The 11,623-nt window shown below is 64.2% G+C and carries 9 protein-coding genes; 4 read left to right on the top strand and 5 right to left on the bottom strand.

Features of this window, described 5'->3' with window-relative positions; translation table 11 throughout:
- Positions 1–51: 51 nt before the first annotated feature.
- The 5 genes from FS777_RS12210 to gap all read right to left on the bottom strand — a co-directional run bounded on the left by FS777_RS12210 (position 52) and on the right by gap (position 6,309).
- Positions 52–645 (bottom strand): biliverdin-producing heme oxygenase, encoded by a 594-nt coding sequence (locus tag FS777_RS12210; RefSeq protein ID WP_145255705.1) that lies wholly within the window; start codon positions 643–645, stop codon positions 52–54.
- 144 nt (positions 646–789) lie between these two features.
- On the bottom strand, positions 790–3,378 hold the full coding sequence (locus FS777_RS12205; RefSeq protein WP_058637533.1) for a TonB-dependent receptor: 2,589 nt from the start codon (positions 3,376–3,378) through the stop codon (positions 790–792).
- Positions 3,379–3,546: 168 nt separating this feature from the next.
- Entirely contained in the window at positions 3,547–4,509 is a 963-nt protein-coding gene (locus FS777_RS12200; protein ID WP_145255701.1) for a FecR domain-containing protein, read from the bottom strand.
- Between the two features lie 79 nt (positions 4,510–4,588).
- Entirely contained in the window at positions 4,589–5,104 is a 516-nt protein-coding gene (locus tag FS777_RS12195) for an RNA polymerase sigma factor (protein ID WP_058637535.1), read from the bottom strand.
- Between the two features lie 203 nt (positions 5,105–5,307).
- Positions 5,308–6,309: a type I glyceraldehyde-3-phosphate dehydrogenase gene (gap, locus tag FS777_RS12190; RefSeq protein ID WP_027913781.1), complete on the bottom strand. Its 1,002-nt coding sequence runs from the start codon at positions 6,307–6,309 to the stop codon at positions 5,308–5,310.
- Positions 6,310–6,572: 263 nt separating this feature from the next.
- On the opposite strand from gap, the gene edd reads away from it, so the two are divergent.
- The 4 genes from edd to FS777_RS12170 all read left to right on the top strand — a co-directional run bounded on the left by edd (position 6,573) and on the right by FS777_RS12170 (position 11,591).
- Positions 6,573–8,399: a phosphogluconate dehydratase gene (edd, locus tag FS777_RS12185; protein WP_145255698.1), complete on the top strand. Its 1,827-nt coding sequence runs from the start codon at positions 6,573–6,575 to the stop codon at positions 8,397–8,399.
- Positions 8,396–9,358: a glucokinase gene (locus FS777_RS12180; RefSeq protein ID WP_145255695.1), complete on the top strand. Its 963-nt coding sequence runs from the start codon at positions 8,396–8,398 to the stop codon at positions 9,356–9,358. The genes edd and FS777_RS12180 overlap by 4 nt, the downstream gene beginning before the upstream one ends.
- Before the next feature lie 72 nt (positions 9,359–9,430).
- Positions 9,431–10,156 (top strand): two-component system response regulator GltR, encoded by a 726-nt coding sequence (gene gltR, locus FS777_RS12175; protein WP_058604449.1) that lies wholly within the window; start codon positions 9,431–9,433, stop codon positions 10,154–10,156.
- Positions 10,137–11,591: an ATP-binding protein gene (locus FS777_RS12170; RefSeq protein WP_058637539.1), complete on the top strand. Its 1,455-nt coding sequence runs from the start codon at positions 10,137–10,139 to the stop codon at positions 11,589–11,591. Before gltR ends, FS777_RS12170 begins: the two co-directional genes overlap by 20 nt.
- Positions 11,592–11,623 lie beyond the last annotated feature (32 nt).

Raw genomic sequence — 11,623 nt, 5'->3', positions numbered from 1 at the left:
GGGCTCACTGCTAGAACGAACGGCCCCCGGTCAGAGGGCCTTGAAAGTGTTTCAAGCCTGCTCGGCATTCATGGCATAGGCCTGTTTGAGCAAGACGGTGAAGCGCTCGAACGCTGCGACGGCGCCGTGTTCGGCAGCCGCCTCTTCTTCAGCTGACAGTATCAGGCCATCGAGTGTTCGCGTGAACTGCTTCCAGCCTTCGGCGCGCCCACCGGCGGGCTCGCCCAGGTGACGGGCGCCGAAGGTCTCCGACAAGCCCAGCGCCGCGGCCCGCTTGATCAGAAACGCGGCGCCCAGTTTGAAGCCTTCGGACACGAAGATCCAGCCTAGTGCCTCTGCCATGCTTGGACGTTGCACCGCCCCCGGTAGCTCGGCAGGCGCCTGCATGTCCAGGTCCGCCAGGTCCTGACGCGCCTGACGGGCTCGACAGCGCTCGGCAAGGTCGGGTAGGAGGGCGATCAATTGCGGGTCGTTGTAAAGCGGCTGCAGTTCGGCCTGGAACAGGTACTGGGCAACCACGAAGCGGGCAAAACTTTCGCGGCTATCGAATGGCGCATGGGATTTGACCAGGGCGTCGAGTGCGGCATGGGGCGCCTGGGTCACCAGGTTCAGGCGTTGGGTAAGCGAAGAAGCGCGGTTGTTCATGATGCAGTCCTTGGAAAGCAAAGCGTTTCAATACAAGACGAATCAACAGGAGCGGGGGCGTAAAAAGCCTGCAGGAGCAGGCGTGGGTGCTGGGAGCCAAGCCGGGTGCACAGCGGCCCGGCCGGCCCCAGCTGCGCCAGCGCCTCAGATATCCCACACCACGTTGATGGCGAAGTTACGGCCCGGCATGCTCAGGCGGTCGATGTTGGCCGGCTGGGTCACCGCGGCCTCCCCCTGGCCGTCGTAGCTGCGCACCGAGTCCCACTGCCAGTATTTCTTGTCGGTGAGGTTGTACAGGCCAGCGTTCACCGTGATGTCATCGGTGACGTTGTAGAAGCCGGTCAGGTCCAGTACGCCATAGCCGGGCGTGCGGAACTTCGACGCCGAGCCATCGGGCGAATAGAAGGTGCTGTCGTCGACCCGCGTCTTGCGCTTGACCAGCGTCCAGCTCAGCAGCCCACCCATGTCGCCCTGCGTGTAGCCCAGGCCCACGACGCCCTTGAGCGGGTTGACGGTGTTGAGCGGCTGGCCGCTGTCGTCGTTGCGCCCGTAGGTGTACGCCAGGGAGCCTTGTGCATACAGCCCCGCTGGCGCGCCAAACCGGTCGAGTTCCAGCTGGCCTCTTACCTCGGCACCTTTGATGGTCGCGCGCTTGATGTTGTTGGCCTGGAATGTCTGCTCGAGGTTGGCGCCTTGCACGGCGTCTTCGTCAATGAAGTCGCGGTACTTGTTGTAGTAGACCGCCACATCGAAGCTGCCCGCGTCGAAGCGGCCGCGCAGGCCGGTTTCCAGGCCCTTGCTGCGCTCAGGCTGCAGGCCAGGGTTACCCTCCACGCGGTAGCCTTGCTCCAGGTTCACGAACTTGCCGTACATGGACTTGGCCGTGGGCGTGCGGAAGCCCTGGGCGTATTGCGCGTATCCGGTGTAGTGGTCGTTGAAGGCATAGGTCACCCCCAGCTTGGGCGACACGCGGTGCCACTTTTTGTCCGAATCATCCTGGAAAGCCGGGGCCGTACCGCTGGCGTCAAGCCCGCGCAGGAAGGCGTCGGTAAAGTGAGGCGCCATGCGTGTGTAGTCGTAGCGCGCACCTGGCAGGAACGTCCAGTTGCCCCAGCGAACCTCGTCCTGAACGAACAGACTGTAGGTATTGACGGTCGGGTCCGGGAAGTCGCTGACCAGCGCCTGGCCGTCGCGCGGGCTGTCCTGGCCGATACCCCGGCAAGTGCCGCCGATGTTCACGCACGTGCCAGTACCGCTGCGCGCCCCGGTGACGTTCTGGTGCTTGAGGGTGGTGCCATAGGTCAGCGAGTGATCGGTCTGGCCAAGGCTGAAGGCCTTCTCCAGCTGGGCATCGAAGATCCACTGGCGATCCTTGTAGGTGGTCTGGCGGTCGCGCAGTACCTGACGCCCCGACGCGACGTACAGCTCGTCGGTGCGCTGATCGGTCTTGGCGATCTGGTAGTTCAGGCTCCACTTGACCTCGTCCGCGAAAAGGCTGTCCAGGCCGAAACGGTGGTTCAGGCCGAAGCGCTCGCGGGTGATGGTGTCGTTGCCCTGGCGCATGCGGTACGAATTCCTGGCACCAAAACCCGGGATGAACGGCCCGCCTACTGCGCTGAGCAGGTTCTGGTCGCGGTCGTCCTTGAAGCGTTCGTAGGTCACGCCCAGCCGGGCGTCGTCGGCGTAGTCCCAGCCCAGCTTGGCCAGCACGTTGGTGGTGCGCGCATCCACCGGGTTGGCGCGGGTGCGTGCAAGGCCTACGCCGCCGTGATCGGCATGGCTCTGGGTTTCGTGACCGTTGCGCTGGCTCAGGTGCAGCAGGCCGTCCAGGCTGCCCTCACGACCAGCTACGGTGGCGGACGTCAGCCAACTGTCATCGGCTGAGCTGTAGCCGGTTTTCAGTCGTGCACCAGCGTCTCGGCCGGGCTTGATGATGTCTTCAGGATCAAGGGTGAAATAGCTCACCGCACCGCCGATGGCATTGCTACCGTAGAGCACCGAGGCTGGGCCGCGCAGGATTTCCACACGCTTGATGATTTCCGGGTCGACGTAATTGCGCTGGGTCTGGGCGTAGGGCCCGTAGAAGAAGCTGTCCGGGATGGCCACACCGTCGATTTGGGTGAGTATCCGTTCGCCGTCGATGCCGCGAATGTTGTAGCCGTTCAGGCCGCTACGCTGCCCGGTCCCCGCCACCGAGACGCCCGGCTCGTAGCGCACCAGGTCCTGGAGGGTGTTGACGTTCTGCCGGTCGAGTTGTTCTCGGGTCTGCACGCTGACCGTACTGGGGACCTGGCTCACGTCCTGGGCGCTGCGGGTAGCGCTGACGGTCACCTGTTGCAGGGCTATGGCCCCGCGACCTGACTGGCGCTCGAGCACCACGTTGCCGCGGCTGATGGTGCGCGGGACCAGGCCAGTACCCTGTAGCAGGTGTTTGAGTGCCTGCTCCGGGGGCAGTGCACCTTGTATGCCGGGGGAGGCGACCCCTTCGGCCAGGCGGGCGTCGAAGCCCACCTGCCAGCCCGTGACCTGGCTGAACGCATTGATGGCCGATACCAGCGGCTGTTGGGCGATGCCGAAGTGGTAAGCGCCCACGCGCGAGGTGCTCACCGACGCTGGCTCGGCCGCCAGCGTGGGGAGGGAGTAGGCGCCTGTGGTGAGCAAGGCGAGTGATAACAGGGACAGTTGCCCCTTCAGGCGGGGACGTAGGGTCGAACGGATAGGACTGGTGGGCATCGAAAGCGCTCCCTGACGCGCGAACTGTTCATAGGGTGTGCGTTCTTGATTGAACAAGAATCAATTGCATTGGCTATGACGAGACGGACAGGGGGGCGCTATCGCGTAAAAATAAATCGCCTGCGCCCAGCTGGGCGTGTGGCGCGCTGCCGCGCGTGGGCAGGCGCCTTAGTTCAGGATGACCAGCGCCGGATACTCATGCAGTTGTGCCGAGGTGATGTGGGCCAACGCACGTAGCGCCTCAAGCGGCTGGTCGAGGCGGTAGTTGCCGGTGACGGCGATCTTCTCCAGCCGCTCATTGCGATTGATGATCCAGCCGGGGTAATAGCGGCGCAGCTCGGCCAGCACCTGGCTCAAGGGGCAGTTTTCGAAGACCAGGCGCCCATCGACCCAGGCCAGGTCCTTGCGCATGTCCAGTTGCCTGCGTGCACCGAACCCGTCGGGCCCGACGCGAATACTCTCGCCGGCCTGCAAACGGATACGCTGATCGCGACCTCCTTGTACGTCGACGTCGCCGCGCTGCACCTTGACCCAAGCTTGGCCATCGAGCAGGCGGACGGCAAAATCAGTGTCGCGTGCCTGGGCGCGCAGTGGGCCGGCCTGCACCTCAAGCGGGGCCGGCGCGCCCTTGGCGACCTGGAAGTATGCCTCGCCTTGCAGCAGGCGGGCGATCTGTTGCCCGTCGCTGCGCTCGCTGGCTAACGCTGATTGGGTATTGAGCAGCACCCGGGCATCGTCCTGCAGTTCCACCCGGTGACGTTCACCCACGACCGTCAGGTGATCAGCTTGTAGGCGCACTGGCACGTTGCCGAACATGAACAGGCCTACCAGCAGCGCGGCGGCGGTGGCCAGCGGTTTCCAATGGCGACGCAGACGACCGGCGCGAGGGCGTAGTGGGTGGCCCTGCAGCTGTGCAGCGGCCTGCTTGAGCGCTGCACCGTTCCACAAGGCCTCGGCCTGCACGAACGCTTCAGCATTCTCAGGATTGGCGTGCAGCCAGGTTTCGAAGGCAAGGTGGTCGGCAGGCTCGGCGGTTTCAAGACGCACCAGCCATGCCAAGGCCTCGTCCGTGGCGCGACGACGCGCATCGGGCGTGGCAGGTGATGGAGGATGTTCGGGGCTGTCGGTCACGGTGAATCCTTGAGCGGGCGTGCGCAGATGATCAGGGCGCTGGCGTGATGTGGCAAGCAGGCCTCATCGCGGCGGCCCGTCAATCGTCCAGGCGCTGGGCAACACCCAGGCAGATACCCATGATCAACTTCAGTTCCTTTTGCACCGTGCTCGCAGAAACCCCCAGCTGCTGGGCGATTTCAAGATAGGTGGCGCCGTGCAGCCGGCTTAGCGTGAAGATCCTTTGCTGGCGCTGGGTCAGTTGCTTCAGGCTTTCGCTCAGGTGACGGAGCAGGTGCTCGGCATGCGCAGCCTCTTCGTTGCTGCTGGCGGGCACGGCGACATTGTTTACCACCTCGTCAGAGACGTCTTCGACCAGGGTTCGGGCCTGTACGCGGCGGGCACGCAAATGGTCGAGCGCAAGATTGCGCGCGGTCTGAAAGACGAAGGGTTCGATGTGCTGGACCGAGCGCTCGCCCAGTGCGCGTGAGACGCGCAGGTAGGTTTCCTGGAGCAGGTCTTCGGCGGTACAGCGGTTGCCGACCATGCGCTGGAGCGTGCGCAGCAAGATGGGCCTCTGGCTGAGGAATACGGAGTTGAACCGGGACTGACTCACGGAGCGACCTGACCTGACAAGCGGCCAATGATAATGCTTATCATCCCTGCTTGAGGTCAAGCTGCATTATGTAGGCAAATCGTAACGGCGCCGCGGGCCTCGCCGAAGCCGCGAAGCGGCTACGACGATACGGGCTATATACCCCAGCACTGAGTGCCAGCCGTGTGGCCCATTTCAGTGGCCAGCGCGTGCTGGCACAGCCGTTACTGAGCGCGACAGAGCGCCAGGCAGTTGTCCAGCATGCGGTTGGAGAAGCCCCACTCGTTGTCGTACCAGGCCAGCACCTTGAGCATGCGCCCGTTGGCCCGCGTGTGATTGGCATCGAAGATAGACGACAGCGGGTTGTGGTTGAAGTCGCACGAGACCAGGGGCAGGGCGTTGTAGCCCAGTACCCGCGAATGCTTGCTGGCCTCTAGGAACAGCTGGTTGACCTGTTCGGCCGTGGCTTCGCGCTTGAGGTTGACGGTGAGGTCCACCAGCGACACGTTGATCACCGGTACCCGCACGGCCATGCCAGTGAGCTTGCCAGCCAGTTCCGGCAATACCAGGCCCACGGCTTCGGCGGCGCCGGTCTTGCTCGGGATCATCGATTGGGTGGCCGAACGGGCGCGATAAGGGTCGCTGTGGTACACGTCGGTCAGCACCTGATCGTTGGTGTAGGCGTGGATGGTGGTCATCAGGCCTTGCTCGATACCGAACTCGCGGTGCAGCACCTGGGCGATGGGCGCCAGGCAGTTGGTGGTGCAGGAAGCGTTGGAGATGACCTGGTGCGAGGCGCGCAGCACGTCGTGGTTGACGCCATACACCACGGTAGCATCAGCGCCCTTGGCTGGCGCGGAGACGATCACCTTGCCAGCCCCGGCGGCGATGTGCGCAGCAGCCTTGTCGCGCTCGGTGAACAGCCCCGTGCATTCGAAGACCACATCGATCGCCAGGGCTTTCCAGGGCAGTTCGGCCGGGTTGCGAATGGCGCTGACCGCGATGCGGTCGCCGTTGACGGTGAGGCTTTCGTGGTCGGCTTCGACGCTGGCCTCGAAGGTACCGTGCACGCTGTCGTACTTGAGCAGGTGGGCGTTCATGGTGCTGTCGCCCAGGTCGTTGATGGCGACGACCTGCATGTCCTGGCGGTAGCCCTGGGTATAGAGTGCGCGCAGGACATTGCGCCCGATGCGGCCGAATCCGTTGATGGCGATGCGAAGGGTCATGGCGATACCTCTGGCAGTCCGAGTCAAACCTGTGGCACAAAGGTGCTTCACTGAAACGGTTTTGTTGTTGGAATTACAAGATTATTCAGTTGCAGATAGAAAACAAGCCTTTTTAGTGGCAGTATTTTGTTTAAACCTACAACGAGCGGTTCGATCGTGAGCCTTCCGAAGCAGTGCGCGCCTGTCCCTTTGAGCCTAGGCGGCAATCGGCAGGGCGCGGTCACTTGGTAAACCGCCCTTACAATTAGCCTGGAGTCCAGTACATGCACCCGCGCATCCTTGAGGTCACCCAACGGCTGGTCGAGCGTAGTCGCGCCACCCGCGAACGCTACCTGCAGCTGATCCGCGGGGCCGCCAGCGAGGGCCCGATGCGTGCCAGCCTGCAATGCGCCAACTTCGCCCATGGCGTGGCCGGTTGCGGCAGCGAGGACAAACAGACCCTGCGCCTGATGAACGCGGCCAACGTGGCCATCGTCTCGGCCTACAACGACATGCTGTCGGCCCATCAGCCCTACCTGCATTTTCCCGAACAGATCAAGCATGCCCTGCGCGAAGTCGGCTCGGTGGGCCAGTTCGCTGGCGGTGTGCCGGCCATGTGCGATGGCGTCACCCAGGGCGAGCCGGGCATGGAACTGGCCATCGCCAGCCGTGAAGTGATCGCCATGTCCACTGCCGTGGCGTTGTCCCACAACATGTTCGATGCGGCCCTGATGCTGGGCATTTGCGACAAGATCGTGCCAGGCCTGATGATGGGGGCCTTGCGCTTTGGCCACTTGCCCACGGTGTTCGTACCGGGCGGGCCGATGGTCTCGGGTATTTCCAACAAGCAGAAAGCCGATGTGCGCCAGCGTTATGCCGAAGGCAAGGCCAGCCGGGAGGAACTGCTGGAATCGGAAATGCAGTCCTACCACGGCCCTGGCACCTGCACCTTCTACGGCACGGCCAACACCAACCAGCTGGTGATGGAAGTGATGGGGCTGCACCTGCCGGGTGCCTCCTTCGTCAACCCCTACACGCCGCTGCGCGACGCACTGACCGCCGAGGCTGCACAACAGGTCACGCGCATGACGAAGGCCAGCGGCACCTTCATGCCCCTGGGCGAGATCGTCGACGAGAAGGCGCTGGTCAACTCGATCGTGGCCCTGCATGCCACAGGCGGCTCCACCAACCATACCCTGCACATTCCGGCCATCGCCCAGGCCGCCGGTATCCAACTGACCTGGCAGGACATGGCCGATCTGTCCGACGTGGTGCCGACCCTGTCCCACGTCTACCCCAACGGCAAGGCCGACATCAACCACTTCCAGGCCGCCGGCGGCATGGCCTTCCTGATCCGCGAGCTGCTCGATGCCGGCTTGCTGCACGAGGACGTCAACACCGTCGCCGGCCGCGGCCTGCGTCGTTATACCCAGGAGCCGTTCCTGGAGGACGGCAAGCTGGTCTGGCGCGAAGGGCCGCAGCAGAGCCTGGACGAAAGCATCCTGCGGCCCGTGGCGCGGCCATTCTCCGCCGAAGGGGGATTGCGGGTGATGGAAGGCAACCTGGGGCGTGGCGTGATGAAAGTCTCCGCCGTGGCACCGGAGCACCGTGTGGTCGAGGCGCCGACGCGCATCTTCCACGATCAGCAGTCATTGGCCGATGCCTTCAAGGCAGGCGAGCTGGAGCGGGACTTCGTCGCGGTGGTGCGCTTCCAGGGCCCGCGCTGCAACGGCATGCCTGAACTGCACAAACTCACCCCATTCCTTGGCGTGTTGCAGGATCGCGGTTACAAGGTAGCCCTGGTGACCGATGGGCGCATGTCCGGTGCATCGGGCAAGATACCCGCCGCCATTCATGTGTGCCCCGAAGCCTATGATGGCGGCCCGCTGGCACGGCTGCGCGATGGTGATATCGTGCGGGTCGATGGCGCTGAAGGTACGTTGCGGGTGATGGTACCGGCCGACGAGCTGACCCAGCGTGACCTGGCGACCGCGCCCCAGGGCAATGACCTGGGTTGCGGGCGCGAGCTGTTCGGTTTCATGCGCATGGCGTTCAGCCCGGCAGAGCAGGGCGCCAGCGCCTTTACCTCTGCCCTGGAGAACCTGAAATGAATGACCTGCTGGTTGGCGACATCGGCGGCACCAATGCCCGTTTTGCGTTATGGCGTGACAACCAGCTGCACGAGGTGAAGGTTTTCGCCACCGAGGACTACACAAGCCCCGAACAGGCCATCGAGGCGTATCTAGAAGCCCTGGCCATCCCCCGTGGTGGTATAGCCGCCGCTTGCCTGGCCGTAGCCGGCCCGGTCGATGGCGATGAGTTTCGCTTCACCAACAACCACTGGCGCCTGAGCCGGACCGCCTTTTGCCAGCGGTTACAGATCGGGCACCTGTTGCTGATCAATGACTTCACCGCAATGGCCCTTGGCATGACCCGCCTGCGCGAAGGTGAGTTTCGGGAAGTATGCCCAGGGCAGGCCGATCCGCTGCGCCCGGCGCTGGTCATCGGCCCGGGTACAGGCCTGGGTGTCGGCTCGCTGTTGCGCCTGGGGGGCAAGCACTGGCATGCCTTGCCAGGCGAGGGCGGGCACGTCGATCTGCCCGTGGGCAATGCCCGAGAGGCGGCGATCCACCAATACATCCATGGCCAGATCGGCCACGTCAGTGCCGAGACCGTGCTCAGCGGCGGCGGGCTCGTGCGCCTGTACCAGGCCATCTGCGCCCTGGATGGCGAAAACCCGCGGCACACTTCACCGGCGCAGATCACCGATGCAGCCCTGGGCGGCGAGCCGCGGGCGCGAGCGGTGATCGAGCAGTTCTGCCGGTTCCTGGGGCGGGTGGCGGGCAACAACGTGCTTACCCTGGGCGCGCGCGGTGGGGTATATATCGTCGGCGGCGTGATCCCGCGTTTTGCCGAGCTGTTCCTGCGCAGCGGTTTCACCGCCAGCTTCGGCGACAAAGGCTGCATGAGCGGTTACTTCGAAGGCGTGCCCGTGTGGCTGGTGACGGCCGAGTTTTCCGGGCTGCTGGGCGCTGGCGTGGCCTTGCAGCAAGCCTTGGATCAAGGCTAACCGCACGGGTACCCCTGCAAGGCGACACAGATCAGCGGGCAACAAGACCCGCCAGCACAAAAGGACATACCCTTGAGCACTGCCGGCAAATCCATCCTGATGGTTGACGACGATCAGGAAATTCGCGAATTGTTGCAAACCTACCTCAGCCGTTCGGGCTTTCAGGTCAATGCCCAGGCCGATGGCGCCGGGTTTCGTCATGCCCTTGACACCACAGCGTGTGACCTGGTGATCCTGGACGTCATGCTGCCGGACGAGGACGGTTTCAGCCTGTGCCGCTGGGTACGCCAGCACCCGCGCCAGGCGAGGGTACCCATCATCATGTTGACGGCAAGCTCGGACGAGACCGATCGGGTCATCGGGCTTGAGCTTGGCGCCGATGACTACCTGGGCAAGCCGTTCAGCCCGCGCGAGTTGCAGGCCCGCATCAAAGCCTTGCTACGCCGCGCCGAGTTCGGGCAGGCAGCGCCGGGCGGGGCGGTGCTGGCATTCGACGACTGGCGGCTCGACACGGTCAGCCATCGCCTGTTCCACCGCGATGGAGAGGAGGTGATTCTTTCGGGTGCGGACTTTGCGCTGCTCAAGCTATTCTTGGACCACCCCCAGCAGATTCTCGACCGCGATACCATCGGCAACGCCACCCGAGGGCGAGAGCCGATGCCGCTGGACCGCATCGTGGACATGGCCGTCAGCCGTCTGCGCCAGCGCTTGCGCGACACCGAAAAGCCACCCCGGCTGATCCGCACCGTGCGCGGCAGCGGCTACCTGCTGGCGACCCATGTCTGCACTGCACCCTGAGCGGCGCTGGCGCCTGCTGCCACGCTCGCTGCTGGGGCGCATGCTGCTGCTGACCTTGCTGGTGGTTCTGCTGGCGCAAGGATTGTCGAGCATCATCTGGGTGGCCCAGCTGCGCGCCAGCCAGTTGCAAGGGCTGCGTGCCAGTGCCAGCAGCCTGGCCCACTCCATGAGCGCCAGCGTCAGTTACTTTCGTTCACTGCCCGTGGCTTACCGGCCGATGGTGCTCGACCAGTTGCGCAGCATGGGGGGCACGCGGTTTTTTGTTTCGCTGAACGCCAAGCCGTTGGATATGCAGGTACTGCCTGTCACGCCGCGCAAGCAGGCCGTGGTGGAGGTGTTCCAGCAGGTGCTGCATGAGCGTCTCGGGCCGCAGATGGACATCTCCGTCGAATTCGTCGACCCCGATGAACTGCGCATCTTCAACAGTGGGCTCAAGCTCGACGAGTTGCCAAGGTCATGGGCGCATTACTCACTCACCCTCGAACCGCTCAACCCGCCGGTGCTGGTCACCCAGATTCGTCTGGCCGAAGGCGAATGGCTGTACATCGCCTCGTTGTTGCCCGAGCCCTACACCAGCCTGGAAGCCGAGCGTCTGCCGCGTCAGCAGATCGGCTTCATCGTCCTGACCACGGCGTTGTTGTTGCTGTTCATCGGGCTGCTGGTGCATTGGCAAAGCTGGCCGCTCAAGCGCCTGGCCCGTGCAGCGCGCGAGCTGTCACTGGGCGCCGATGTAGCGCCAGTGGCCGAAGGCGGCGGCAGCGAGGTGGTGGAGGTGGGCCGGGCCTTCAACAGCATGCGCGAACGCATCAGCCGTTACCTCACCGAGCGTAGCCAACTGTTCAGCGCCATCTCCCATGATCTGCGCACGCCCATCACCCGGCTTCGCCTGCGTGTCGAGCTGCTTGAAGACGAACACCTGCAAGCCAAGTTCAGCCAGGACCTGGACGAACTGGAGCTGCTGGTAAAGGGCGCGCTGCAATGCGTGAAGGACACCGACATTCACGAGAACATCGAGCCGGTGGACCTCAATCAGGTCCTCGAACTGCTGGCTGAGCCGTACCTGCGAGACGGTCGAATCACCCTCGAAGGGCATGCCCTGGCGCCGTATCCCGGCAAGCCGCTGGCATTGCGGCGCTGCATCGGCAACCTGATCGACAACGCCATCAAGTACGGCGAGCGGGCGCGGCTGCGCATCATCGACGGTGCGGCAGGCTTCGTGCTGCAGGTCGATGATCAAGGGCCGGGGGTGCCGCAACAGCAGATGGAGCAGGTGTTCGAGCCCCATGTGCGGCTGGCTGGTCATCAGCAAGGCTACGGGCTGGGGTTGGGCATTGCCCGCAATATCGCCCACAGCCACGGCGGCGAGGTCAGCCTGCTCAACCTGCGCGAAGGCGGCTTGCGGGTGACCTTGTACCTGCCACGGGGCGTGGATTGACGCACCTGCACGCGTTGAACGTGCAGCTGCGC

The organism is Pseudomonas sp. DE0157 (assembly GCF_007678615.1).
Classification (GTDB): domain Bacteria; phylum Pseudomonadota; class Gammaproteobacteria; order Pseudomonadales; family Pseudomonadaceae; genus Aquipseudomonas; species Aquipseudomonas parafulva_B.
The sequence above is the reverse complement of the archived record's forward strand: the minus strand, read 5'-3'. Positions and strand labels throughout refer to the sequence as shown.

Coding starts and splice junctions, on each gene's coding strand:
- FS777_RS12210 (WP_145255705.1), bottom strand. CDS start 645: ATGAACAACCGCGCTTCTTCGCTTACCCAACGCCTGAACCTGGTGACC.
- FS777_RS12205 (WP_058637533.1), bottom strand. CDS start 3,378: ATGCCCACCAGTCCTATCCGTTCGACCCTACGTCCCCGCCTGAAGGGG.
- gap (WP_027913781.1), bottom strand. CDS start 6,309: ATGACCCTTCGCATCGCCATCAACGGATTCGGCCGCATCGGGCGCAAT.
- edd (WP_145255698.1), top strand. CDS start 6,573: ATGCACCCGCGCATCCTTGAGGTCACCCAACGGCTGGTCGAGCGTAGT.
- FS777_RS12180 (WP_145255695.1), top strand. CDS start 8,396: ATGAATGACCTGCTGGTTGGCGACATCGGCGGCACCAATGCCCGTTTT.
- FS777_RS12170 (WP_058637539.1), top strand. CDS start 10,137: ATGTCTGCACTGCACCCTGAGCGGCGCTGGCGCCTGCTGCCACGCTCG.